This window comes from Pseudoxanthomonas daejeonensis, assembly GCF_010093205.1.
Classification (GTDB): domain Bacteria; phylum Pseudomonadota; class Gammaproteobacteria; order Xanthomonadales; family Xanthomonadaceae; genus Pseudoxanthomonas; species Pseudoxanthomonas daejeonensis.
Genome location: NZ_PDWN01000018.1, coordinates 1 through 24,495, shown reverse-complemented (window position 1 = coordinate 24,495; position 24,495 = coordinate 1). Strand labels below are relative to the sequence as shown.

Annotated in this window: 21 protein-coding genes; 17 read left to right on the top strand and 4 right to left on the bottom strand. The window is 68.7% G+C overall.

The annotated features are described in order from the left end of the window. Positions 1-15: 15 nt before the first annotated feature. The 4 genes from CSC65_RS15235 to hemN all read right to left on the bottom strand — a co-directional run bounded on the left by CSC65_RS15235 (position 16) and on the right by hemN (position 5,419). A complete protein-coding gene (locus CSC65_RS15235; RefSeq protein WP_162411441.1) occupies positions 16-396 on the bottom strand; it encodes a hypothetical protein in 381 nt (126 codons plus the stop codon). Between the two features lie 205 nt (positions 397-601). Next, positions 602-2,899, bottom strand: coding sequence for a nitric-oxide reductase large subunit (locus tag CSC65_RS15230; protein ID WP_162411440.1), 2,298 nt, complete (start codon positions 2,897-2,899; stop codon positions 602-604). A 341-nt stretch (positions 2,900-3,240) separates the two neighbouring features. Then, on the bottom strand, positions 3,241-3,996 hold the full coding sequence (locus tag CSC65_RS15225) for a helix-turn-helix domain-containing protein (protein WP_162411439.1): 756 nt from the start codon (positions 3,994-3,996) through the stop codon (positions 3,241-3,243). Positions 3,997-4,015: 19 nt separating this feature from the next. Continuing rightward, the gene (hemN, locus tag CSC65_RS15220; RefSeq protein WP_162411438.1) at positions 4,016-5,419 is read right to left on the bottom strand and encodes an oxygen-independent coproporphyrinogen III oxidase; all 1,404 of its coding nucleotides are present in this window, start codon (positions 5,417-5,419) and stop codon (positions 4,016-4,018) included. 167 nt (positions 5,420-5,586) lie between these two features. Between hemN and CSC65_RS15215 the strand changes: the two genes are divergently transcribed. The 17 genes from CSC65_RS15215 (at position 5,587) to CSC65_RS15135 (ending at position 24,181) form a co-directional block, all read left to right on the top strand. Next, on the top strand, positions 5,587-6,024 hold the full coding sequence (locus CSC65_RS15215; RefSeq protein WP_162411437.1) for a CopD family copper resistance protein: 438 nt from the start codon (positions 5,587-5,589) through the stop codon (positions 6,022-6,024). An 82-nt stretch (positions 6,025-6,106) separates the two neighbouring features. Beyond that, the gene (locus tag CSC65_RS15210; RefSeq protein ID WP_202922910.1) at positions 6,107-6,676 is read left to right on the top strand and encodes an ANTAR domain-containing response regulator; all 570 of its coding nucleotides are present in this window, start codon (positions 6,107-6,109) and stop codon (positions 6,674-6,676) included. Between the two features lie 57 nt (positions 6,677-6,733). Further along, a complete protein-coding gene (locus CSC65_RS15205; RefSeq protein WP_162411435.1) occupies positions 6,734-7,813 on the top strand; it encodes a CmpA/NrtA family ABC transporter substrate-binding protein in 1,080 nt (359 codons plus the stop codon). Between the two features lie 410 nt (positions 7,814-8,223). Further along, entirely contained in the window at positions 8,224-9,393 is a 1,170-nt protein-coding gene (locus CSC65_RS15200; RefSeq protein ID WP_202922909.1) for a nitrate/nitrite transporter, read from the top strand. A gap of 9 nt (positions 9,394-9,402) precedes the next feature. After that, complete coding sequence (locus CSC65_RS15195) at positions 9,403-9,885, top strand: GNAT family N-acetyltransferase (RefSeq protein ID WP_162411433.1); 483 nt, start codon at positions 9,403-9,405, stop codon at positions 9,883-9,885. Next, positions 9,882-12,353, top strand: coding sequence for a nitrite reductase large subunit NirB (gene nirB, locus CSC65_RS15190; RefSeq protein WP_162411432.1), 2,472 nt, complete (start codon positions 9,882-9,884; stop codon positions 12,351-12,353). Before CSC65_RS15195 ends, nirB begins: the two co-directional genes overlap by 4 nt. A 2-nt stretch (positions 12,354-12,355) precedes the next feature. Next, positions 12,356-12,736: a nitrite reductase small subunit NirD gene (gene nirD, locus CSC65_RS15185; RefSeq protein ID WP_162411431.1), complete on the top strand. Its 381-nt coding sequence runs from the start codon at positions 12,356-12,358 to the stop codon at positions 12,734-12,736. Further along, complete coding sequence (locus CSC65_RS15180; protein ID WP_162411430.1) at positions 12,736-15,498, top strand: nitrate reductase; 2,763 nt, start codon at positions 12,736-12,738, stop codon at positions 15,496-15,498. Before nirD ends, CSC65_RS15180 begins: the two co-directional genes overlap by 1 nt. Positions 15,499-15,514: 16 nt before the next feature. After that, positions 15,515-16,321 (top strand): uroporphyrinogen-III C-methyltransferase, encoded by an 807-nt coding sequence (gene cobA, locus CSC65_RS15175; protein WP_162411429.1) that lies wholly within the window; start codon positions 15,515-15,517, stop codon positions 16,319-16,321. 144 nt (positions 16,322-16,465) lie between these two features. After that, complete coding sequence (locus tag CSC65_RS15170; RefSeq protein WP_162411428.1) at positions 16,466-16,636, top strand: periplasmic nitrate reductase, NapE protein; 171 nt, start codon at positions 16,466-16,468, stop codon at positions 16,634-16,636. 3 nt (positions 16,637-16,639) lie between these two features. Then, entirely contained in the window at positions 16,640-17,140 is a 501-nt protein-coding gene (napF, locus tag CSC65_RS15165) for a ferredoxin-type protein NapF (protein WP_162411427.1), read from the top strand. Then, the gene (locus CSC65_RS15160) at positions 17,137-17,445 is read left to right on the top strand and encodes a chaperone NapD (protein WP_162411426.1); all 309 of its coding nucleotides are present in this window, start codon (positions 17,137-17,139) and stop codon (positions 17,443-17,445) included. The genes napF and CSC65_RS15160 overlap by 4 nt, the downstream gene beginning before the upstream one ends. Continuing rightward, positions 17,442-19,937, top strand: coding sequence for a periplasmic nitrate reductase subunit alpha (gene napA / locus CSC65_RS15155; protein WP_162411425.1), 2,496 nt, complete (start codon positions 17,442-17,444; stop codon positions 19,935-19,937). The genes CSC65_RS15160 and napA overlap by 4 nt, the downstream gene beginning before the upstream one ends. Before the next feature lie 10 nt (positions 19,938-19,947). Then, a complete protein-coding gene (locus CSC65_RS15150) occupies positions 19,948-20,511 on the top strand; it encodes a nitrate reductase cytochrome c-type subunit (protein ID WP_162411424.1) in 564 nt (187 codons plus the stop codon). A gap of 3 nt (positions 20,512-20,514) precedes the next feature. Further along, complete coding sequence (locus CSC65_RS15145) at positions 20,515-21,114, top strand: cytochrome c3 family protein (RefSeq protein ID WP_162411423.1); 600 nt, start codon at positions 20,515-20,517, stop codon at positions 21,112-21,114. A 129-nt stretch (positions 21,115-21,243) separates the two neighbouring features. Then, complete coding sequence (locus CSC65_RS15140) at positions 21,244-22,707, top strand: DcaP family trimeric outer membrane transporter (protein ID WP_162411422.1); 1,464 nt, start codon at positions 21,244-21,246, stop codon at positions 22,705-22,707. Between the two features lie 28 nt (positions 22,708-22,735). Next, positions 22,736-24,181, top strand: coding sequence for a metal-dependent hydrolase family protein (locus CSC65_RS15135; RefSeq protein ID WP_202922903.1), 1,446 nt, complete (start codon positions 22,736-22,738; stop codon positions 24,179-24,181). Positions 24,182-24,495: the final 314 nt, after the last annotated feature.

The following is a 24,495-nucleotide window of genomic DNA, read 5'->3' as shown; positions in this document are numbered from 1 at the left end:
ATCGCCAGTCGAGCGTCAGGCCCGGATCGGAGGGCGGAACGGACCGGAAAGGTGTGACGCAGGCGTCCGCACCGAGGCCAAGGTCCGCGGCTGCACGGATTGCGGTGCGACGGCGGCACAGGTGATGCCCGGATCGGCCAGGCCGGCCGCCTGGCCACAGCAGTGCGCGTAGTGGAGCGCCAAATGCAGCCCATCGTCGGCGGGATTCCCGTGCGCCGGGGCCTCGTGCGATTCGACGCCGGCCTCGTGGGTCGCTGCCGTGCTCGCGTGCTCGACGGCTTCGTGGATCTCGCCGAGCGAACCCAGCATCGATTGCCAGAACAGCCCCAGCGCGAACGCCAGCATGACGCTGGTGCGCAGGAAGGAGAGCCGGCGGGGGCCGAAGACGCGGGACATGGCGGGCAGGATAGGCCGCGCCGGTCGGGTTACACAATTTCGGGCAAGGCAGTGATATCGGTCATCGGCCGCAGACGATCCAGGGTCGACGCGGCGGGCAGCGTGCTGGCGGGTGGACTGCCCGGCCCCCGGCGCGCAGTCCCGGCCGGAAAAACATCGGGGCCGCACGAAGGCGGCCCCGATGGATGCAGCGATGCAGCGAGGATCAGTGCTTGGGCGTGATCGCCGCAGCGGCCACCGCGGTAGCCGACGGCACCGGCGATTCACGCTTGGGTGCCACCCAGAGCCGGAACACGAACCATGCCAGGGCTGCGGCGCCGACGCTGAACAGCGTGTCCGACGGCACCCGCATCCACACCAGCAGGTCCACGATCGGCTGCTGCATGAAGTCGGCCGAGCGCGCGTACCAGTAGCCCTTGTCGATCGCCGCGTTGAGCTGGAGGATGCCCAGCGGCAGCAGGGTGAACAGCGACATGCCAGCCAGGCCGATGTTGAGCGACCAGAACGAGGTGGCCAGCAGCTTTTCGTTCCACTTCACGTCCGGCTTGAGGCCGCGCAGGCAGAACAGCATCAGGCCGATGCCCAGCATGCCGTACACGCCGAACATCGCGGTGTGGCCGTGGTTGGCGGTCAGGTTCAGGCCCTGCATGTAGTACAGCGGCAGCGGCGGGTTGATCAGGAAGCCGAACAGGCCCGCGCCCACCAGGTTCCAGAACGACACCGCCAGGAAGAACATGATCGGCCACTTGTACTTGGCCATCCACGGCGTGGCCTTGCCCAGCTTGTAGTTGTGGTAGGCCTCGAAGCCGACGTAGGCCAGCGGCACCACTTCCAGCGCCGAGAAGCTCGCGCCCAGGGCGATCACCGCCGTCGGCGTGCCGGTGAAGTACAGGTGGTGCAGGGTGCCGAGCACGCCGCCGGCCATGAACACGATCGTGGCGAACAGCACCGCGATTGTGGCCGACTTCACCTGCAGCAGGCCCAGGCGGGTGAACAGGAAGGCGATCACCGCCACCGCGAACACCTCGAAGAAGCCCTCGACCCACAGGTGCACGACCCACCAGCGCCAGTACTCGACCATCGACAGGTGGGTGTGTTCGCCCCACATCAGGCCGGCCGAGTAGAAGATGCCGATCGCCACCACCGACAGGAACAGCAGGCTGACGATGGAGCGAGACTCGGTGCCCTTGCGCATGGCCGGCCACAGCGCGCGACCGACCAGGGTCAGCCACAGCAGCAGGCCGATGAACAGGAACCACTGCCAGAAGCGGCCCAGGTCCACGTATTCCCAGCCCTGGTGGCCGAACCAGAAGTTGTTGGCCAGGCCCAGCTTCTGCATCACTGCGAACCACTGGCCTGCGAACGAGCCAACGACAATGACCAGGAGGCAGGTCCAGAGCACGTTCACGCCCAGGCGCTGGAACTTCGGCTCATGACCGGAGATGGCCGGACCGATGTAAAGGCCCATGCCCAGCCACGCGGTGGCGATCCACAGCACCGCCAGCTGCGTGTGCCAGGTGCGGGTGAGTGAGTACGGCAGAACGTCGGCCAGGGCGAAACCGTAGGCCTCCTGGCCTTCGACCTGGTAGTGCGCGGTGATCGCGCCGAGCAGGATCTGCACCAGGAACAGCGCGATCACCACCCAGAAGTACTTGGCGGTGGCGCGCATCGACGGGGTGACCTTGATCGCGGCCAGTGGATCGGACTTCGGCAGTACCGGCACCATCTCCTCGCCGTGGCTGACCGCGTAGTGCCAGCCGAGCAGGCCGATGCCGGCGATCAGGAACAGCACGCTGAACACGGTCCACATGAACAGGTTCGACGGCGGCGTGTTGCCGACCAGCTCGTCATGCGGCCAGTTGGCGGTGTAGGTGATGTCCGCGCCGGGACGCTCGGTCACCGACGACCATGCCGCCCACCAGTAGAACGCCGTCAGCTGGCGGCGGTGCTCGGCATCGGGCACGGTGCCGTTGCGCATGGCATAGGCCTCGCGCAGTCCTGTCATCGACGGGTCGTTGCCGAACAGGGTCTGGTAATGCGTGGCGACCGTGGCCATGGCGGCGGCGCGATCGGCATCGATGTGGATCGTGCCGGTGGCCGCCTCGTACGTGTTCGGCCGCAGCAGGGCCTGCACGCGCTGGGCGTAGGCGGCCTGGGTGGCGGCATCGAGCTTCTTGTAGCTGTCCAGGCCATGCTCGCGCGCGGCCCACAGGTCCAGGACCGCTTCGGCCTCGCGATGCAGCCAGTCAGCGCCCCAGTCCGGGGCGACATAGCCGCCGTGGCCCCAGATCGAGCCCAGCTGCTGGCCACCGATCGACTGCCATACCTGGCGTCCGGTCTCGATGTCCTTGCGGGTGTAGACCACTTGGCCGTCGGTGCTGACCACCTGTTCGGGCAATGGGGGGGCTTGGCGGTGGATCTCGCTGCCGACCCAGAGCAGGACGGCAAACGAGGCGATGAGCAGGACCACCAGGCCTGTCCAAAGCTTGCGGGTGGAATTCATGACGCGGCTCTCTCCTGCGGGGAATGGCCGCATGTTCGGCGCCGGGGGCCGCGGCCTCCATGACGCAGGTCAAGCCGTGCCGATTCGGCCGTCTGGCTGGCCGCGGAATGCCCTCGGCGCCGATCTTCGCCGTGCACGGCGGGCCGACGACGGCGACCGGCGTTAGGGGTGTGGAGGGCTTCCCGACCGCGGCAAAGGGCGTGGCATGGGCCCGGTGCGGCCGAACCGGGCGGGCCCACGCCTTCGAGCGACGTGCGCACGCGGCCCTGGTGACGGGCTTTTCCCGCAGCGTCTTCCCGGCCCGACAGGCCGCACGCGTCGACGCGCGCAGCCGGCCCCCGTTACTGGCGCAGCACCGTCATCGCCAGCGCTTCCAGGCGCGGCAGGTCCACGATCTCGACGTCGCGCTGCTTGATGTGCAGCAGGCCTTCGACCTCGAACCGGCGCAGCACCCGGCTGACGGTCTCCGGCGCCTGGCGCAGGTAGTTGGCGATGTCGGTGCGCGACATGGTCAGTTGGAAGCGGCGCGGCGAGAAGCCGCGCGCGGCCAGGCGCCGCGACAGGCCGATCAGGAACGCGGCCATGCGCTCGTCGGCGGTGTTGTCGCGCGCGAACAGCGAGGCCACGCCGATGTCGCGGCTCATCAGCCGGAACAGGTGCTGCTGCAGGTTGGGCAGGCGCTGGGCCAGCAGCGCGATCTTCGGGAACGAGAACCGGCACAGCATGACCGTGTCCAGCGCGATGGCATTGCACGGATAGCGGTCGCCGTGGATCGCGTTGAGGCCGATCACCTCGCCCGGCAGGTGGAAGCCCAGGACCTGCTCGTGCCCGTTGCGGTCGATCTGGTAGGTCTTGACCGTGCCGGCGCGCACCGCGGCGATCGCGCCGAACGGATCGCCTTCGCGGAACACATGCTCGCCCGGGTGCAGCGGGCCGACGTGCTCGACCAGCACGTGCAGGTCCATCAGTGCGCGCTTGTCCATGCCTTCGGACAGGCAGGCCTGGGAGAAGGCACAGGTCGAGCAGAAGGAGAGGGCATCGCCGTCGTCGGCCAGCACGGTCGGGCTGGTCCGCGGGAAGACGGTCGGTGAGGTCATGCAATGACTCCCGTCACACTCAGACGGTGCGCGAGTACCGGGGTGTGGCCGTCGCATCCGCGGCCGGGGGTAGATATCGATCGAAGCACATCGCGATGATACGCAGCAGGAGCCTTCCGCGCGAGGTCGCGTGCAGGCCGCGGCCGTCCACTTCGACCAGTCCATCGTCCTGGAGCGGCGTCAACCGCTCGATGGCATCGCGGAAATAGTCGCGGAAATCGATCACATGGCGCCTGCCCAGCGCCTCGAAATCGAGCTCGCCGTGGCACATCAGCGACTGGATCACGTCGGCACGGATCACGTCGTCCTCGTCCAGGCGCATGCCGCGCCACACCGGCAGGCGGCCGTCGTCGATGGCCTGCTCCCAGCTGGTGATGTCGCGCGGGTTCTGGCTGAAGCTCGCGCCGATGTGGCTGATCGCGCTCACCCCCAGGCCGACCAGGTCGCTTTCGGCGTGCGTGGTGTAGCCCATGAAGTTGCGGTGCAACCCGCCTTCGCGCTGGGCGCGCGCCAGTTCGTCGTCGGGCAGGGCGAAGTGGTCCATGCCGATGTATTCGTAGCCGGCCTGGCCGAGCTTGTCGATCGCCAGGCGCAGCAGGTCCAGCTTGGTCTCAGCGCTGGGCAGTTCCTCGGCATTGATCCGCTGCTGCGGGCGGAACAGCTGCGGCATGTGTGCGTAGCCGTAGATCGCCAGCCGGTCCGGGCGCGCCTGCAGGGTGATGTCCAGGGTGCGCGAGAAACCTTCCAGGGTCTGCTTGGGCAGGCCGTAGATCAGGTCGACGTTGACCGAGCGGAAGCCATGCTGCCGGCAGGCATCGATGATGCCCAGGGTCTGCTCGACGCCTTGCACGCGGTTGACCGCCTGCTGCACGACCGGGTCGAAGTCCTGCACGCCCAGGCTGGCGCGGTTGAAGCCGGCCGACGCCAGCTGGCCGATCTCGCCGGGGGTGATGAAGCGCGGGTCCAGCTCGATCGAGCAGTCCAGCTTGGCGTCCGCGGCGAAATGGAATTGCCGCCGCAGCACGTCCACCACTTCGGTGATCTGGTCCGGGGTCAGGAAATTGGGCGTGCCACCACCGAAATGCACCTGTTCGACGTCGCGGTCGCGATCGAACATGGACGAGGCCATCGCGATCTCGCGATACAGGCGGGTCAGGTAGGCCGCGCCGCGGCTCGCATCGCGGGTGATGATCCGGTTGCAGCCGCAGTAGAAGCACGGGCTGGTGCAGAACGGGATGTGCAGGTACAGGGAGATCGGGCGCGGGATGGGGTCGCCGTTGCTGGCCGTCGCGACCTGGCGCAGCTCCGCTTCGCCGAAGCCGGGGGTGAACTGCGGCGCGGTCGGATACGAGGTATAGCGCGGCCCCGGCACGTCGTAGCGCTGGAGCAGCTGCGGGTCGAAGAGGGCGGACAGGGTAGCCATGGCGACAGGCTAGAACCATACGCCGAACCTGTCCTTGATGCAGGTCAATCCGCGACGCGTCATTGCGACCGCTTCAGGCTGGTAACGGTCGGGCCTGGCCGATGCGGGGTGGCGCGCGCCTGATCGTGGTCAAGGCGTCCGGCCGTGGCGGGCGCCACGCTGTCGGCATGTCGACGTATCTGCTGTTCCTGCTGCTGCACCTGCTGGCCGCGATCGTGTTCATCGGCACGGTCGTGGTCGAGGTGCTGTTCCTGCCCGGGGTGCGCCGGCGTCTGCCGGCGGCGACCGCGCGCCGGCTGGAAGCGGCGTTCGCCGCGCAGGCCCGCGTGGTGATGCCCTGGGTCCTGGCCGTGCTCTACCTGGCGGGGCTGGGGCTGGCCTGGCACCACAGGGGGGCGCTGGCGCAGCCGCTGGGCAGTCATTTCGCCATGCTGCTGTGGGCCAAGATGGTCCTGGCGGCCAGCGTCTTCGGCCACTTCCTGCGGGCGATGGCCTGGCAGCGGCAGGGCCGCCTCGACGGCCCCCGCTCGCAGCGCCTGCACCGCAGCGTGCTGGTCCACGTGCTGGCGATCGCCGTCCTGGCCAAGCTGATGTTCCACCTCTGAGCCGCGCGAGGCAGGGCTCGCCGGCGCCTCATGTTGCATGGCAACATCGAGGCGACCCCACGTCCCCGCCCTGTGCCCGATGCTGCGCGTCCTGCTGGTCAACGACACGGAAAAGCCCATCGCCGACCTGCAGGATGCCCTGCGCGATGCCGGCTACGAGGTGCTGCCGCATGTGTCCGGCAGCGGCCTGCTGCGCGCGGTGGAGGCCGCCGCGCCGGACGTGGTCATCCTCGACGTGGACTCGCCCTCGCGCGATACGCTCGAGCAGCTGGCCATGCTCGACCGGCACGCGCCGCGGCCGGTGGTGATGTTCTCGGCCGATGGCGACGAAGGGCTGATCCGCGATGTCCTGGGCGCCGGCGTGGCCGCCTACGTGGTCGACGGCCTGGCTCCCGGCCGGCTGGCGCCGATCCTGCGCGTGGCGATGGCGCGTTTCGAGCAGCAGGCGAACGTGCGCCTGCGCCTGGACGAACTCGAGCACAAGCTGGGCGACCGCAAGGACATCGACCGGGCCAAGGGGCTGCTCATGGAGCGGCGTGGCATGAGCGAGGCGCAGGCCTACGCGGCGCTGCGCCAGCAGGCGATGAAGCACGGCCTGAAGCTGGCCGACGTGGCGCGCCGGATCCTCTCGATGTCCGACCTGCTGGGATGAAACGAAGCGAAGACATGCAACGGGGCAAGCCGCAATGACGCACGGGATGGGCAAGCGATGACGAATGCCGGACGCAACGATCCGCACGCGCTGGACGTGGGCTTCATGCCTTTGCTGGACGCCGCCCCGTTGCTGGTGGCCGCGCGGCTGGGCCTGGACCGGCAGCATGGCGTGGCGCTGCGCCTGCACCGGCAGGCGTCCTGGGCCGCGCTGCGCGGCCGCCTGCTGTCGAGCGAGCTGGATGCGGCGCACGCGATGGAGGCGATGGTGCTGGGCGTGCAGACCGGCATCGGTGGCCCGCGCGCGGACCTGGCGATCCTGCTTGGCCTGAACCGCAACGGGCAGGCGATCACCGTCTCGCCCGCGCTGGCCACTGCACTGGACCAGGGACGGACGGTGCGCGATGCGCTGCGCGCGTTGCCGCGCCGCGCCGTGTTCGCGCAGACTTTTCCCACCGGCACGCATGCGTTGTGGCTGTACGACTGGCTGGCACGCCAGGGCGTGGATCCCACCTGCGACATCGAGGTGCTGACCCTGCCCCCGCCGCAGATGCCGCAGGCGCTGGCCGAGGGCGAACTGGACGGCTTCTGCGCGGGCGAGCCCTGGGGCGAGCAGGCCGAAGCGACTGGTGCCGGCCGCCGGGTGGTGCGCAGCGGCCAGGCCTGGCCGGGTCATCCGGAGAAGGTGCTCGCGTGCCGGCGCGACTTCGCCGCGCTGCAGCCCGAGCTAGCGCTCGCGCTCACCACGATGGCGCTGGAAGCGTGCCGCTGGCTGGATGCCGATCCAAGCAATCGCATGCAGGCCGCGCAATGGCTGTCGGCGCCCGAGGCCATCGGCCTGCCGGTCGCGCGGCTGGCGGAAGGCCTGCTCCCACGCGATGGCGACGTTCCCGGAGAAGCGCTGCAGTTCCACGCGCAGGGCGAGGCGAACGTGCCGCGCGCCGGCAACGGGCGCTGGTTCCTGCAGCAGTTCCGCCGCTGGCGCTGGCTGCCGCCGGCCACCGAAGACGACGCGCGCGACGCCTGGCTGGCCGATGTGTACCGGATCGACACCTACCGGCAAGCCGCCGGGCAACTGGGTGTCGCCGTACCTGCGGGGGACACGGCCCCCGGCCTGCGGACGGACGCGACGGACTGAACCTCGCGGCCGCTCCGCGTGCGCACTCGTGGTGCATGGCGCACGTACGCAGTGCAAAGCGCACCAGCCCGGTGCAAGTGGGTTCGTGAGCCTGCGCGCGCGGATCGCGCCATGGCGTCCATCGCGCACCCAACTCCATGTTTTTCCTCGCGTGCGCTGGTGATGCTGCGCTGCGACACGACTTGGCATGGCCATTGCGTAGCCATGGGTGCGGACACAACGGCGTGGCCGTCCACAACCTGATCAGGTAGCCCGGCCAACGGCGGTCCGGCCACCCAGACAACGGCGTCTTCCCGGTGCGAACCGGGGACGCCTTTTTTTTTGCGATCCAGCCGCCCCCACGGCGTGCCCAAACCCGGAGATGGCGACGCATGAACCGATCCTTCTGGAACGCCGGACACGCCCCCACGCTGCTGTCGGCCTTCCTCTACTTCGATGTCAGCTTCATGGTCTGGTACCTGCTCGGTCCCCTGCAGGTGCAGATCGCGCAGGCACTGGCACTGGACACGCAGCAGCGTGCATTGATGGTCGCCGTGCCGATCCTGTGCGGGGCGGTGCTGCGCCTGTTCCTGGGCCTGCTCGCCGACCGCATCGGCGCCAAGCGCACCGGCGTGCTGGCGCAGGTGGTGGTGATCGCTTCGCTGCTGGTGGCATGGCGGCTGGGCGTGCACAGCTTTGGCCAGGTACTGCTGCTGGGTGCGATGCTCGGCGTGGCCGGGGCCTCGTTCGCGGTGGCGCTGCCGCTGGCTTCGCGCTGGTATCCGGCCGAGCACCAGGGCACGGCGATGGGCATTGCTGGCGCCGGCAACTCCGGTACGGTGTTCGCCGCGCTGTTCGCGCCGGTGCTGGCCACCGCGTTCGGCTTCCAGAACGTGTTCGGGTTGGCCGTGATCCCGCTGCTGGTGGTGCTGGCGATCTTCGCCGCCTGCGCGAAGGACGCGCCGGCGCCGGTGGCGCGCAAGAGCCTGGGCGATTACGGGCGCGTGCTGGTCGGCAACCGCGACTCGTGGTGGTTCATGTTCTTCTACGCCATCACCTTCGGCGGCTTCGCCGGTTTCGCCAGCGCGCTGCCGGGCTACTTCCACGACCAGTTCGGCTTCGAGCCCAAGATCGCCGGCTGGGCGACCGCGGCCTGCGTGCTGGCCGGCTCGGTGATGCGTCCGCTTGGCGGCGTGGTCGCTGACCGCATCGGCGGCACCCGCTCGCTGCAGATGGTCTACCTCGCCGTCACAGTGCTGGTCGCGACCGCGGCATTGGGCATCGGCGGCGCCGGCGCGACGGTGGCCTTGTTCGTGCTCACCCTGCTGTGCCTGGGTGCCGGCAATGGCGCGGTATTCCAGCTGGTGCCGCAGCGTTTCGGCGCCGAGATCGGGCTGATGACCGGACTGATCGGCATGGCCGGTGGCGTCGGTGGTTTCCTGCTCGCCGCCGGACTGGGCGTGGTCAAGCAGCAGCTGGGCAGCTATGCGGTCGGCCTGTGGCTGTTCGCGGCGGTGACCCTGGCCGCTTCGCTGTGCCTGGTCGGGGTCAAGCAGCGCTGGCGCCTGCACTGGGCCCCGCTGGGCGCGGCGCGGGTCTGAGGCATGCCCATGCAGATCGCCATCGATCCACTCGACGGCACGGAGATCGTCGCCCTGCTGCGCGAGCACCTGGAGGAGATGCGCCGCATCTCGCCGCCCGAAAGCGTGCATGCGCTGGACCTGGCCCGGTTGCGCGCGTCGGACATCACCTTCTGGAGCGCGCGCGAGGGCGGCGCACTGGTCGGGTGCGCTGCGCTGCGCGAAATCGATGGCTGGCATGGCGAGATCAAGTCGATGCGCACCGCCGCCGCGCACCGCCGCCGCGGCGTGGCCGAGGCGCTGCTGCGGCAGGTCATCGACGAAGCCGTGCAGCGCGGTTACCGCCGGCTGAGCCTGGAGACCGGCACCCAGCCGCAGTTCGCGCCGGCGCGCGCGCTGTACGCGCGCTTCGGCTTCCAGTATTGCGCGCCGTTCGGAAGTTACAGAGAAGACCCCTGCAGCGCGTTCATGACCCGCGCGCTGCCTCCCGTGTCCAACGAGAACCTGCAATGAAAAAGCCAAGGCTGGTGGTGGTGGGCAACGGGATGGCCGGCATCCGCACGCTGGAGGAGCTGCTGAAGCTGGTGCCGGACATGTACGACATCACCGTGTTCGGCGCCGAGCCGCATCCCAACTACAACCGCATCCTGCTCTCGCCGGTGCTGGCCGGCGAGCAGGCCTTCGACGAGATCGTGCTCAACCCGCTGTCCTGGTATGCCGACCACGGCATCACCCTGCACCTGGGCAAGGAAGTCACCACGATCGACCGCGTGCGCCGCAAGGTGGTCGCCAGCGACGGCACCGAGGCCGAGTACGACCGCCTGCTGCTGGCCACCGGCTCGGTGCCGTTCATCCTGCCGGTGCCCGGCAAGGACCTGAAAGGCGTCATCGGCTACCGCGACATCCACGACACGCAGACGATGATCGACACCGCGAAGGTGAAGAAGCACGCGGTGGTCATCGGTGGCGGGCTGCTCGGCCTGGAAGCGGCGAACGGCCTGAAACTGCGCGGCATGCAGGTGACCGTGGTCCACCTGGCCGGCTGGTTGCTGGAGCGCCAGCTCGATCCGGTCGCCGGGGCGTTGCTTGAGAAGTCCCTGGCCGGGCGTGGCCTGGATTTCCGCCTCAACACCTCCACCACCGAGATCGTCGGCAATGCCGCCGGCGAGGTCGCCGCGGTGCGCTTCTCCGATGGCGAGGAAGTGCAGGCCGACCTGGTGGTGATGGCGGCCGGCATCCGCCCCAACACGACGCTGGCGCAGGCCGCCGGGATCCACTGCAACCGCGGCATCGTGGTCAACGATACGCTGCAGACCTACGACCCGCGCGTCTATGCCGTCGGCGAATGCGCCAGCCACCGCGGCATCGCCTACGGCCTGGTCGCGCCGCTGTTCGAGCAGGCCAAGATCTGCGCCAACCACCTGGCCACCTACGGCATCGGCATCTACAAGGGTTCGGTGGCCTCGACCAAGCTCAAGGTCACCGGCATCGACCTGTTCTCGGCCGGCGACTTCATGGGCGGGGAGGGGACCGAGGAGATCGTGCTCTCCGATCCGGCCGGCGGGTTGTACAAGAAGCTGGTGATCCGCGACGACAGGCTGGTGGGTGCCTGCCTGTACGGGGATACCGGCGACGGCGCCTGGTACTTCAAGCAGATCAAGGATGGCGCATCGATCGACGAGCGCCGCGACACCCTGGTGTTCGGCGAGACCGCACTGGGCGATGCCGGAACCGGCGGACAGGATCGCGCCGCCGCCATGGCCGATAGCGACGAGGTCTGCGGCTGCAATGGCGTGTGCAAGGGGACGATCGTCAAGGCGGTGCGCGAGCAGGGCCTGTTCACCGTCGACGAGGTCAAGAAGAACACCAAGGCGGCGAGTTCGTGCGGTTCGTGCACCGGCCTGGTCGAGCAGATCCTGATGAACTGCCTGGGCTCCAACTTCCAGGAGACGCCCAAGACCAAGGCGGTGTGCGGCTGCACGTCGCTGACCCACGGCGAGGTGCGCCAGGCGATCCGCGATCACCACCTGGTCAGCCACGCGCAGGCCTACGCGTTCATGGAGTGGCGCACGCCCAACGGCTGCGCGACCTGCCGGCCGGCGATCAACTACTACATGCTTTCGACCTGGCCGCGCGAGGCGGTGGACGATCCGCAGAGCCGCTTCATCAACGAGCGCGCGCACGCCAACATCCAGAAGGACGGCACCTTCTCGGTGATCCCGCAGATGAAGGGTGGGGTCACCAACGCGAGCGAGCTGCGCCGCATTGCCGACGTGGCCGACAAGTACGCCGTACCGATGGTCAAGGTGACCGGCGGCCAGCGCATCGACCTGCTCGGGATCCGGAAGGAGGACCTGGTCGGGGTGTGGAAGGACCTGGGCATGAACTCCGGTCACGCCTACGGCAAGTCGATCCGCACGGTGAAGACCTGCGTAGGCAGCGAGTTCTGCCGCTTCGGCACCCAGAACAGCACGCAGATGGGCATCGACCTGGAAACGATGCTGGCCAACATGTGGAGCCCGCACAAGGTCAAGCTCGCCGTGTCCGGCTGTCCGCGCAACTGCGCCGAATCGGGGATCAAGGACGTGGGGATCATCGCGGTGGACTCGGGCTGGGAGATCCACGTCGGCGGCAACGGCGGGATCAAGACCGAGGTCGCCCGCTTCCTGTGCAAGGTCAGGACCGCCGACGAGGTGAAGGAGTACACCGGCGCGTTCCTGCAGTTGTACCGCGAGGAGGCCTACTACCTCGACCGCACCGTGCACTACATCGAACGGGTCGGCCTGGAGTACGTGAAGCAGAAGGTCGTAGAGGACCCGGCCAGTCGGCGCGCGCTGTTCGAGCGGCTGCTGTTCGCGCTCGAAGGCCTGCCCGATCCGTGGGCGGCGCGCATCGCCGGCACGCAGGCCCCCGAATTCGTTCCGCTGAAGCTTGAGCCACCCAAGCCGCAAAGGCAGATCGCCGTGACCCTGGAGGATTGAGCATGGCCACGGCAACCGAAGCCTGGGTGCGCATCTGCGCGCTCGAAGACATCCCGCTGCTGGGCGCGCGGGTGCTCGAATGCGGGGAGGGCGACAACATCGCCCTGTTCCGACCGGCGCCAGAACGGGTATTCGCGCTGGCCGACCGTTGCCCGCACAAGGGCGGGCCGCTGTCGCAGGGCATTGTGTCCGGCGACACGGTGACCTGCCCGCTCCACGGCTGGAACATCCAGCTCGATAGCGGCCAGGCCTGCGCGCCGGACGTGGGCTGCGCGCGCCGTTACCCCGTGCAGGTGCGCGATGGCGAAGTGTGGCTGTCGCTTTCGCAGCATGCGGACGGCATTGCGGCGAATGCGGGCGTGGCCGCGGTGGCCGCCGCCTGATGGACGGCACCGGCCCGCTGCTGCCGGGTGAGCGCCGCACCACGCGCTCGACCTGCTGTTACTGCGGCGTCGGTTGTGGCGTGCTGATCCACGGTGAGCGCACGGCCGCGGGCGAGCGCATCACCGGCGTGGAGGGCGACCCGGACCATCCGGCCAACTTCGGCCGCCTGTGCAGCAAGGGCCTCGCGCTGGCCGAGAGTGCGCGCAGCCTGGAAGGACGCGTGCTCGCGCCGCAGCTGCGTGGTCGCCGCCAGGAGGCCCGTCGCGCGGTGGACTGGGGCTTGGCGCTGGATACCGTGGCCGAACGCCTGGCCGGGATCGTCGAGCGGCATGGCCCGGACGCCGTCGCGTTCTACATCTCCGGGCAGCTTCTGACCGAGGACTACTACGTCTTCAACAAGCTGGCCAAAGGCCTGCTGGGCACCAACAACATCGACACCAATTCGCGCCTGTGCATGTCCAGCGCGGTGACCGGCTACAAGCTGGCGTTCGGTGCCGACGGTCCGCCGACCTGCTATGACGACCTGGAGCACGCGAAGACCGTGTTGTTCGCCGGCAGCAACGCGGCCTACGCGCATCCGGTGCTGTTCCGCCGGCTGGAGGACGCGAAGGAGCGCGATCGGGACATCCGCTGGATTGTGGTCGATCCACGCCGCACCGATACCGCGGCGATGGCCGACCTGCACCTGCAGATCCAGCCGGGCACCGACGTGGCGCTGTTCAACGGCATGCTCCACCACCTGGTATGGGAGGGATTGCTCGACCAGGCATTCATCGACGCGCACACGACCGGCTTCGGCGAACTCAAGCAGCTGCTGCGCGAGTACACGCCGAGGATGTCCGCCGAAATCTGCGGCATCCCGGCGGAGGATCTGGTCACCGCCGCCGAGTGGTTCGGCCGCAGCCCGGCGGCGCTGTCGCTGTACTGCATGGGCCTGAACCAGTCCGCGCACGGCACCGACAAGAACCTGGCGCTGATCCAGCTGCACCTGGCCACGCGCCAGCTGGGCCGGCCCGGCGCCGGACCGTTCTCTCTGACCGGGCAGCCCAATGCGATGGGCGGCCGCGAGGTTGGTGGCATGGCGACCATGCTCGCCGCGCACCGCGAGATCACGGACGACACGCATCGCGCCGAAGTGGAGGCGCTGTGGAGGCTGGCACCAGGCAGTCTGTCGCCGCGCCCGGGCCTGGCGGCAGTCGAGCTGTTCGAAGCCCTGCACAGTGGCAAGGTCAAGGCGGTCTGGATCGCATGCACCAACCCGGTCCATTCGATGCCCGACATCGGCCGCGTGCGCGAGGCCTTGCAGCGCGCCGAGTACGTGGTCGTGCAGGAGGCGTTCGCCGACACCGATACCGTCCCCTACGCCGATGCGTTGCTGCCGGCCACGACCTGGGGCGAGAAGGACGGCACGGTCACCAACTCCGAGCGGCGCATCTCGCGGGTGCGTGCCGCGGTGGCAGCCCCGGGGCAGGCGAGGCCGGACTGGTGGATCGTGCGCGAGGTGGCCCGGCGGATCGAGGCGCGGCTGGCCGCGCCCGGCGCCGCGCCGCTGTTCCAGGCCGATGCGCCGGCGGCGATCTTCGACGAGCATCGGGCGATGACGGTCGGCCGCGACCTGGACATCGGCGGGCTGGATCATGCGCGCCTCGACGAACACGGTCCGCAGCAGTGGCCGTTTCCCGCCGGCCAGGTGCAGGGCCAGCCGCGCCGCTACGGGGATGGCGTGTTTCCCACCGCCGACGGTCGCGCGCGCTTCCATGCGACGGCCTATCGGCCGGTGGCCGAGCAGACCTCCGCACGCTATCCGCTGCGCCTGATCACCGGTCGCCTGCGCGACCAGTGGCATGGCATGTCGCGTACCGGCCGGGTCGCGGGGTTGTTCGCGCACAACCCGGAGCCGGGCCTGCGCATGCATCCGGACGATGCGTCGCGTCGCGGCCTCCGTTCAGGCGACCTGGTGCGTGTGTCCAGCAAGCGCGGGGAGCTGGTGTTGCCGCTGGAACCCTCCGACGAAGTCGCGTCGGGCACGGTGTTCGCGGCGATGCACTGGAGCGGCCAGCACCTGTCCAGCGGCGGCATCAACGAAGTGAGCCAGCCGGCGACGGACGCACGGTCTCGCCAGCCCGAACTCAAGCACGCCGCGGTGCGGGTGGAAAAGGTGGAATTCGGCTGGCACCTGCTGGCTGCCCGCCGCGGCAACGCACTGCCGCTGCATGCGGCGGTGCAGCCGCTGCTGAAGGACTGCGGGTATGCCGCCCTCTCGTTGCAGGCCGAGCCGGGTGCGGCGATCGATGTCGCCTGGCTGGTGCTGCGCGCCGCTTCGGTGGAGGCGATGCCGGCGGACTGGCTGGCGGCGCTCGACCACGCCCTCGGACTGGCTGCCGGCACCGATACGCTCGAGTACCGCGATGCGCGGCGCGGCCTGCTCAAGCGCGTGGCCTGGCGCGAGGCCGATGGCGAAAACTTCATCGACGGCGTGCTCTGGACCGATGTCCATCCGGCCGGCGAATCGCTTCTGCGCAACGCGATCGCCGGCGATGCGTGGCGCAGGCCACGCCTGGCCGCATTCTCGGTGCTGGCCGAGGTCGAGCGCGACCCGCTGGTCTGCGTGTGCCGCCAGGTCACCGAATCGGCGATCCGCGCCGAGGTGCGCAATGGCGCCGACGTACCCGCACTCAAGCAGCGACTGGGATGCGGCACGGTCTGCGGCTCGTGCGTCCCGCAGCTGAACCGCCTGGCCCGCGAGACCGCCAGCGCATGAATCGCCAGGAGCCCCGATGACCAAGTCCCTGCACGATGCAAATTCCGGCCGACGCATCCCGGCCGAGGTCGTCCTGCTCTCCGCGGGGCCTGGCGACCTGGAGCTGCTGACCCTGAAGGCTGTGCGCGCGCTGGAGGTGGCTGAAGTATTGCTGCTCGACGACCTGGTCAATCCGGGGATCGTCGACCTTGCACCGCATGCCCGGGTGGTGCGTGTCGGCAAGCGCGGCGGATGCCGTTCCACGCCGCAGGCCTTCATCTGCCGGCTGATGCGCCGCTACGCCCTGCAGGGCTTGCGCGTGGTCCGGGTCAAGGGCGGCGATGCGCTGATGTTCGGCCGTGCCGGCGAGGAGATCGCGTTCCTGCGCCAGGCCGGAGTTCCGGTGCGGATCGTCAACGGGATCAGCGCCGCCTTCGCCGCGGCCGCTTCGCTGGGCGTGTCGCTCACCCATCGCGAACATTGCCACGGGATCACCTTCGTCACCGCGCACACCGCCGACCATGGCGAGCCGGACTGGGAAGCACTGGCGCGCAGCGGAGCCACGCTGGCGATCTACATGGGCATGGGCCGGATTCCTTCGATCGTCGGTGCACTGCAGCGGCACCTGCCGGCCGACACGCCCGCGGCGATCGTGCAGGCGGCCAGCCAGTCCTGCGAACGCTACGTGGTCGCCACGCTGCAGGACCTGGCCACGTCGGCCATGTCGCTGGAAGCCGGGCAGCCCGGGGTGATCCTGGTCGGCCGGGCGTTGGCGGAAGCCTTGCCGCAATGCGTCGCGGCGTTCGATCCCGCCATCCAGGAGCAGGCCCGCGCCATCGCCTGAATCGACGCGGCGCGACTCGCGAGCAGCGACGCATAGCGCTCGCACATTACCGTTCCACGGCGTCCCGCGTTTGCCGCTCCCGGGCCGTGGTGATAGCCTCATGCCTGAAGTCTCGCTGCGTCCCCATCCTGCGAAGGTAGGCCCATGGAGCGGAATCACGACCCGGATGTCCCGGCCACGCGGAACCAGGAGCGCCTCGCGTTCCTGCTGGTGACGGCGGTGATCTTTCCGTTGATGGCGGTCCTGATCGTGGCCGGTTACGGCTTCCTGGTGTGGGGTTGGCAGATGTTCTTCGCCGGGCCGCCGACGGGTTGAGCCATGGCCGCCACGCCGCTTTCCCGCCGCATGCTGCTGTTCGGTCGCAACGCGACCGCTGATTCCCCGCTGCGCCCGCCGTGGGCGATCGATGCCGACCTGTTCGCCGCGCGCTGCACGCGGTGCGACGCATGCGTGCGCGCCTGTCCGGAGCAGGTCCTGCTGCGCGATGCCGACGGCCTGCCGCGCTTCGATCCGGCGCGTGGGGAATGCACGTTCTGCGGCGATTGCGTGCAGGCCTGCGGGAGCGGTGCGTTGCAGGCGACGGTTTCGCCACCGTGGGAATTGCGTGCGCAGGTCCAGGACAGCTGCCTGCCGGCGCATGGTGTCGTCTGTGCCAGCTGCCGCGAAGTCTGCCCGGAGTCGGCGATCCGCGTGCCACCTGGCGGGCGCGGCGCGGCCATGGTCGATGCGGAGCGTTGCAGCGGCTGTGGTGCGTGCGTGGGCATCTGCCCGGCCCAGGCGATCACCCTGGCCCACCTGCCGCTGGAAGTCCCCGCATGACCGCGACCGCGCCCGACGACGAAATCCACATCGCCAGTTTCGTGGTCCAGCACCGCGAAGGTTCGGGTCCGGCGCTGGCGGCGATGGTCGCCGGTCATGACGACCTGGAGCTGGCGATACCCGGCCCCACGCGCAGCGTCCTGCTGTGCGAATCGGCCGACCGCCATGCGGTGATGGATCGCGTCGACCAGCTCAAGGAAGTCGCCGGTGTACTGAACGTGCTGCTGGTCCACCATCACGCCGAGTCGCGCCAGGCGCTCGACGAACCCCTGTCCAACGCCAACGTGAGCGGAGCCCCCGCATGAGCACCACACGCCGCGATTTCATCCGCAACAGCGCCGTCGCCACCGCGGCGGCCGCTGCCGGCCTGCCGCTTCCGGGTGGCAGCAGCAACGTCATCACCGAAGGCGACCTCACTTCGCTCAAGTGGAGCAAGGCGCCCTGTCGCTACTGCGGCACCGGCTGCGGGGTGAACGTGGCGGTGCGCGACGGCCACGTCGTCGCCACCCATGGCGACGTCCATTCCGAGGTCAACCGCGGCATCAACTGCGTCAAGGGCTACTTCCTGTCCAAGGTGCTGTACGGCACCGACCGCCTGACCAAGCCCTTGCTGCGCAAGAAGGGTGGGCTGTACGCGAAGGATGGCGACTTCACCCCGGTGGAATGGGATGAGGCCTTCGACGTGATGGCCGAACAGTTCAAGAAGGTGCTCAAGGCCAAGGGCGGCGATGCGATCGGCATGTTCGGCTCGGGCCAGTGGACGATCTGGGAGGGCTACGCGGCCAACAAGCTGATGAAAGCCGGCTTCCGTAGCAACCACATCGACCCCAACGCGCGGCACTGCATGGCGTCGGCGGTGATGGGCTTCATGCGCACCTTCGGCATGGACGAGCCGATGGGCTGCTACGACGACATCGAGGCCGCCGACGCGTTCGTGCTGTGGGGCTCGAACATGGCCGAGATGCACCCGATCCTGTGGACGCGGGTGACCGATCGCCGGCTGTCGCACCCGCACGTAAAGGTCGCGGTGATGTCGACCTTCGAGCATCGCAGCTTCGAACTGGCCGACATCCCGATCGTGTTCAAGCCGCAGACCGACCTGGTCATCCTCAACTACATCGCCAACCACATCATCCAGAGCGGGCGGGTCAACAAGGCCTTCGTCGATTCCCGCCTGAACTTCAAGCGTGGCAACCAGGACATCGGCTACGGCCTGCGCCCGGACCATCCGCTGGAGCTGGCCGCCGAGAACGCCGACGACCCCAATGGCGGCGAGCCGATCACCTTCGAGCAGTTTGCCGAGTTCGTGAAACCCTACACGCTCGAGAAGGCCGTCGAGATGAGCGGCGTGGAGCGCGGCTGGCTGCAGCAGCTGGCCGAGCTGTACGCGGACCCCGAGGTGAAGGTCACCTCGTTCTGGACCATGGGCTTCAACCAGCACACCCGTGGCGTGTGGGCCAACAACATGGTCTACAACATCCACCTGCTGACCGGGAAGATCTCCACCCCGGGCAACAGCCCGTTCTCGCTGACCGGCCAGCCCTCGGCCTGCGGCACCGCGCGCGAGGTCGGCACCTTCAGCCACCGCCTGCCGGCGGACATGCTGGTGGCCAATCCCGAGCACCGCAAGCATGCCGAGGAGATCTGGAAGGTCCCGCACGGGTTGATCAATCCCAAGCCCGGCTACCACGCGGTGCAGCAGAACCGGATGCTGCGCGACGGCAAGCTCAATGCCTACTGGGTGCAGGTCAACAACAACATGCAGGCCGCGGCCAACATCATGGAGGAGGCCTGGCCGGGCTACCGCAACCCCGACAATTTCATCGTGGTGTCCGATGCCTATCCGACCGTCACCGGGCAGGCGGCCGACCTGATCCTGCCGGCGGCAATGTGGGTGGAGAAGGAGGGTGCCTACGGCAACGCCGAGCGTCGTACCCAGTTCTGGCACCAGCTGGTCAACGCCCCCGGCGAAGCGAAGTCCGACCTGTGGCAGCTGATGGAATTCTCCAAACGCTTCACCACCGACGAGTGCTGGCCGGCCGAACTGCTGGCGGCCAATCCGGAGTTCAAGGGCAAGACCCTGTTCGAGGTGCTGTTCGCCAACGGCAACGTGGATCGCTACCCGGTGTCGGACATCGAGGAGGGGTTCGCGAACCATGAGTCGGAAGACTTCGGCTTCTACGTGCAGAAGGGCCTGTTCGAGGAATACGCCGCGTTCGGTCGCGGCCACGGCCACGACCTGGCCCCGTTCGACATGTACCACCAAGCGCACGGCCTGCGCTGGCCGGTCGTGGACGGGAAGGAGACGCGCCGCCGCTACATCGAAGGCGCCGATCCGTACGTCAAGCCTGGCGAGGGCCACAAGTTCTACGGGTTCCCGGACAACCGCGCCGTGGTGTGGGCGCTGCCCTACGAGCCGCCCGCAGAATCGCCGGATGCCGAGTACGACCTGTGGCTGGTGACCGGGCGCGTGCTCGAGCACTGGCATTCCGGTTCGATGACCATGCGCATCCCCGAGCTGTACCGGTCGTTCCCGGCGGCGGTGGTGTTCATGAATCCCGACGATGCGCGCGCGCGCGGGCTCAAGCGCGGTGACGAGATCCGGGTGGTGTCGCGACGCGGGGAGATGCGCTCGCGGGTGGAGACACGCGGGCGCAACCGGATGCCGCCGGGCATGGTGTTCGTTCCGTGGTTCGATGCCGGCCAGCTGATCAACAAGGTCACGCTTGATGCGACCGACCCGATCTCCAAGCAGACCGATTACAAGAAGTGCGCCTGCAAGGTCGTGATCGCCTAGGAGGCATGTCATGCGGAACAAACCCCTGCTTATCGTCGCCGGCCTCGTCCTGCTCCTGTCGGTGCTGGTGTTCGCCGCCGGCTGGATGTTCGGCAGCCTGAAGCGGCCCGACGACGCCCAGCCCGCCGCGACTGCTTCGACCCCGGTGGGCGCGCGTGCCATCTTCGTCCCGGGCGATGGCCAGATCGACGCCCTCCGCCGCGGCGTCCCGGTCGACAAGGAAGGCCATCCGCCACCGATGGCGCGGGTGGAGAACACCGACATCCGCCGGGTGCGCAACTATCCGATGCAGCCGCCGACCATCCCGCACGCGATCGACGGCTACCAGGTCGACAAGAACAGCAACCGTTGCATGCTGTGTCATGCGCGCGCCAATGCGGCCACTTTCCAGGCCCCGCCGGTCAGCGTGACCCACTACATGGACCGCGACGACCAGTTCCTGGCGACGATCTCGCCGCGACGCTACTTCTGCAGCCAGTGCCACGTGGTCCAGACCGACGCGCCGACGCTGGTGGCCAACGGCTTCCGCGACATCGACAGCCTGATGGCCGCGCCGCCGCCGGGAGGACATTGAGCCATGTGGGCATGGACCAAGCGGCATGCGCAGGGCTTCTGGCGGACGCTGCGTTCGCCGAGCCGCTACTACAGCCTGGGTTTCCTGACCGTGGCCGGGTTCATCGCCGGTGTGATGTTCTGGGGTGGTTTCAACACTGCGCTGGAGGCGACCAACACCGAGCAGTTCTGCACCAGCTGCCACGAGATGCGCGACAACGTCTTCCAGGAGCTGAAGGGCACGATCCACTACACCAACCGTTCCGGGGTCCGGGCCACCTGCCCGGACTGCCACGTGCCGCACAACTGGACCGACAAGATCGCGCGCAAGATGCAGGCCTCCAAGGAGGTCTGGGGAAAGATCTTCGGCACGATCAACACCCGCGAGAAGTTCCTCGACGAACGCCTGGTCCTGGCCACCCACGAATGGACGCGACTGAAGGCCAACGACTCGCTGGAGTGCCGTAACTGCCACGACTTTGATTCGATGGACCTGACCCGGCAGAGTCCGCGAGCGGCGCAGATCCATGGCCTGTGGCTGCGCAGTGGCGAGCGCACCTGCATCGACTGCCACAAGGGTGTCGCCCACCAGCTGCCGAACATGGCGGGCGTGCCGCAGGGCTGAGCCGCGCGGTCGGGTGCGGGATACAGGGGCAGCCAGGGCACGGCTGGAAGGCAGGACGTGCCGTTCCCGATCGCATCCTCGCAGCCGGCATTCGGCGCGATGGATGCCTGATCCACCCGGAGTCCGGACATGAATGGAGCAACCCTGCGGTTCCTGGTCCTGGTCGCCGCACTTTCGCCCTTGCCGGCGCTTGCGCAGAAGACCGATGACGAGCGCGATGCGGAGATCGCCCACCTGCGGGAGACCGTGGATCGGCTGGTCCAGCGCATCGAGGTGCTGGAATCGGAGCGGGGGCAGGCGCCAGTTGCGGCGGGTCCTGGTTTGCCTGCACCGGCGGCGGTCGCGACGGGGCCTGTTCCGCCAGCAACCACCACGCCTGCGCCGGCGGCCGTCGTCATCGATCCTGCGGTGGCGTCCATGCCGGTTCCCGTTCCCGACGAATCGCCGCTGCCCGCGCATCCGTCCTTCAGCGAGGACGAGCTCGGCGGCGCGCGCGTGGACAACGAGCTGGCGCCGGGCGAGGACGGGCAGGAGGGATTCTTCCCGGTCCGCGGGACCTCCACCTGGCTGCGCCTGAGTGGCTACGCCAAGCTCGATGCGATGTACGACACTGATGACGCCGGCGTCAGCGACCAGTTCATCACCTCGACGATCCCGGCCGGCGACCAGGCCGGTGATGGCAGTTTCAACATGCACGCGCGCCAGACCCGGTTCACCATCGAGGCGCGCCGGCAGACGGACTACGGCTGGCTGCGTTTCGTTCTGCAGAACGACTTCTATGGTTCCGGTGGTTCGTACGGATACAACCTGCGCCATGCCTGGGGCCAGTTGGGCAATACCTATGTCGGCTACGGCTTCTCGGCGTTCCTCGACCTGGATTCCGGGCCCGATACGCTCGACTTCGCCGGACCCGGCGCGGTCCCGTTCGCGCGCCTGGCCAGTGTCCGCCAGTACGTGCCGCTGTCCAACGGCAACCAGCTGGTCTTCGCCGCCGAACACGCGCCGCCGGAGATCACATCCTCATCGGGGTCGGCGCGCACGACCGCGCCCAACCTGGTCTTCGTCGCCCGACATGAAGGAGAAAGCGGCCACATGCAGGTCGGTACGCTGCTGCGCCAGCTGGCTTACCGCGACGATGCGGGCAGCGACGAGGCGATGGCGGGCGGCATCACCGTCAGTGGTGCATGGGGTGCCGAGGCGGGCAATTACGTGACCTGGGGCGCGGTCGGCGGCCGCGGCATCGCCACCTACGTCGGCGATCTGGGAGGCATCGGACTGGATGCGGTGGTCGATGACACCGGCGCGCTCGAGGTGCTCGACGAATGGGGCGGCTGGATCGGCTATGGCCATCCCTGGAACGAACACTGGCGTTCGACCCTGACCTGGGGCCGGTTGTACCTGGACCGGAACGATTCGCTCGCGCCGGACGCATTCCGGCGCAGCGACTATGCGGCGGCCAACGTGATCTACGCACCGGTGCCCAGCTGGAGCTGGGGCCTTGAACTGGTCTATGGCAAGTTGCAGCAGCAGGACGGCACCGATGGCGATGCGTTCCGGCTGCAGACCTCGTTGAAGTACGACTTCATCAAGTAGCAGGGCTTGGGGGGCGGAAAGTTGTGACATGATCGGCCCGACCTTCAAGGCTTCGGGGGATGTCATGGGAACCGGTTCGCGTCAGCTGGTCGTTGCGGTGGCTTTCCTCGTTTCAGGTCTGGCCACCGGCAGCGCCGGCGCGCACGACGACTCGCTCGCCATGGCCGCCGCGCAAGCCGCCGCCAGCCAGGCATCCGCGCCAAACGCGGGGTCGGTGCTGTTCCGCAACGTGCGGATCTTCGATGGCACGTCCGGCCGCGTCTCCGGCCCGAGCGACGTGCTGGTCCGTGGCAACCTGATCGAACGCATCTCGCCGGGGCTGGTCCCCGAGCCGGCGACGAAGGTGATCGACGGTGGCGGACGGGTACTCATGCCCGGCCTGATCGACGCGCACTGGCACAGCATGATGGCCGCTCCCTCGCTGGGCGCGATCCTCAGTGGCGACCATCGCTACCTGACCGCGATCGCGGCCGCCGAATCCACCCGGACCCTGATGCGCGGCTTCACCAGCGTGCGCGACGTGGGCGGCAATTCCTTCGGCCTGAAGCAGGCGGTGGACGAGGGCGTGCTGCCGGGCCCGCGCATCTACGCGTCCGGGGCGATGATCAGCGTGACCAGCGGCCACGGCGACTTCCGCCAGGCCGGCGACCTGCCGCGGACGATGGGCGCCCCCGGCCCGACCGACCTGGAGGGCGACACCGCCATCGCCGACAGCCCCGACGAGGTGCGCATGCGCGTGCGCGAGCAGCTCATGCGTGGCGCCGCGCAGATCAAGCTGACCGCCGGAGGCGGCGTGTCCTCGCCGCATAGTCCGTTGGATGCGATCACCTTCACGCCGGCGGAGCTGCGCGCGGCGACCGAGGCGGCCGGCAACTGGGGCACCTACGTCACCGTGCATGCCTATACGGCCGAAGCGGTGCGCCAGGCGATCGAGGCCGGGGTCAAGGTCATCGAGCACGGCAGCCTGATGGACGATGCCACTGCCCGGCTGATGGCGCAGCGGGGGATCTGGCTGAGCATCCAGCCGTTCCCCGATGAACTGGCCGAGGCGTTCCCGCCGGGTTCGTTCGAGCGGAAAAAGGCCGAGGAAGTGTTCGCGGGCAACAACCACGCCTACGACCTGGCCAAGAAGTACCGGCTCAAGACTGCGTGGGGCACCGACGTGCTGTTTTCCGCCGCACTCGCCGGGCGGCAGGGCGCGATCCTCGCCAGCCTCACCCGCTGGTACACGCCGGCCGAAACCCTGGTCATGGCCACCGGCACCAATGGCGAACTGCTGCAGCTGAGCGGCAAGCGAAATCCTTATCCGGGGAAGGTCGGCGTGGTGCAGGAAGGCGCGTTCGCCGACCTGCTGCTGGTCGACGGCGATCCGACCGTGGACATCAGCCTGGTCGCGCGCCCGGAACAGGCCTTCAAGGTCATCATGAAGGACGGGCGGATCTACAAGGACACGCTGGGCGCCCAGGCGCCCTGAACGGAGCGGTTGCCGGGCGGTCCAGTTCCGCCCGGCAACCCTGATTCCACGCCGTTGCGGGATCCGCCGGGCAGGGGGCCGAGGTCGCGGTCAGCACGTCCAGCGCCGTGGCTTGCGCCTGAAGCTGGCCCCTTCACATGCGGCGAGTCCGTCCGTCAGCGCCGTATTGCTGGCCGGTGCTGCCCGGCCATATCCTGTCGCCGCAATCAAGGGACGCAGTGCCCGGATTCGCACACAAGGGGAGGGTGGCTTCGCGAGTGTGAAGTCGCCCAGCAAGCAGTCGCGGGTGCACGGGGGCGGGGATGGATCTGGGG

Coding starts and splice junctions, on each gene's coding strand:
- CSC65_RS15235 (WP_162411441.1), bottom strand. CDS start 396: ATGTCCCGCGTCTTCGGCCCCCGCCGGCTCTCCTTCCTGCGCACCAGC.
- CSC65_RS15230 (WP_162411440.1), bottom strand. CDS start 2,899: ATGAATTCCACCCGCAAGCTTTGGACAGGCCTGGTGGTCCTGCTCATC.
- CSC65_RS15225 (WP_162411439.1), bottom strand. CDS start 3,996: ATGACCTCACCGACCGTCTTCCCGCGGACCAGCCCGACCGTGCTGGCC.
- hemN (WP_162411438.1), bottom strand. CDS start 5,419: ATGGCTACCCTGTCCGCCCTCTTCGACCCGCAGCTGCTCCAGCGCTAC.
- CSC65_RS15215 (WP_162411437.1), top strand. CDS start 5,587: ATGTCGACGTATCTGCTGTTCCTGCTGCTGCACCTGCTGGCCGCGATC.
- CSC65_RS15205 (WP_162411435.1), top strand. CDS start 6,734: ATGACGAATGCCGGACGCAACGATCCGCACGCGCTGGACGTGGGCTTC.
- CSC65_RS15195 (WP_162411433.1), top strand. CDS start 9,403: ATGCAGATCGCCATCGATCCACTCGACGGCACGGAGATCGTCGCCCTG.
- nirB (WP_162411432.1), top strand. CDS start 9,882: ATGAAAAAGCCAAGGCTGGTGGTGGTGGGCAACGGGATGGCCGGCATC.
- nirD (WP_162411431.1), top strand. CDS start 12,356: ATGGCCACGGCAACCGAAGCCTGGGTGCGCATCTGCGCGCTCGAAGAC.
- CSC65_RS15180 (WP_162411430.1), top strand. CDS start 12,736: ATGGACGGCACCGGCCCGCTGCTGCCGGGTGAGCGCCGCACCACGCGC.
- cobA (WP_162411429.1), top strand. CDS start 15,515: ATGACCAAGTCCCTGCACGATGCAAATTCCGGCCGACGCATCCCGGCC.
- CSC65_RS15170 (WP_162411428.1), top strand. CDS start 16,466: ATGGAGCGGAATCACGACCCGGATGTCCCGGCCACGCGGAACCAGGAG.
- napF (WP_162411427.1), top strand. CDS start 16,640: ATGGCCGCCACGCCGCTTTCCCGCCGCATGCTGCTGTTCGGTCGCAAC.
- CSC65_RS15160 (WP_162411426.1), top strand. CDS start 17,137: ATGACCGCGACCGCGCCCGACGACGAAATCCACATCGCCAGTTTCGTG.
- napA (WP_162411425.1), top strand. CDS start 17,442: ATGAGCACCACACGCCGCGATTTCATCCGCAACAGCGCCGTCGCCACC.
- CSC65_RS15150 (WP_162411424.1), top strand. CDS start 19,948: ATGCGGAACAAACCCCTGCTTATCGTCGCCGGCCTCGTCCTGCTCCTG.
- CSC65_RS15145 (WP_162411423.1), top strand. CDS start 20,515: ATGTGGGCATGGACCAAGCGGCATGCGCAGGGCTTCTGGCGGACGCTG.
- CSC65_RS15140 (WP_162411422.1), top strand. CDS start 21,244: ATGAATGGAGCAACCCTGCGGTTCCTGGTCCTGGTCGCCGCACTTTCG.
- CSC65_RS15135 (WP_202922903.1), top strand. CDS start 22,736: ATGATCGGCCCGACCTTCAAGGCTTCGGGGGATGTCATGGGAACCGGT.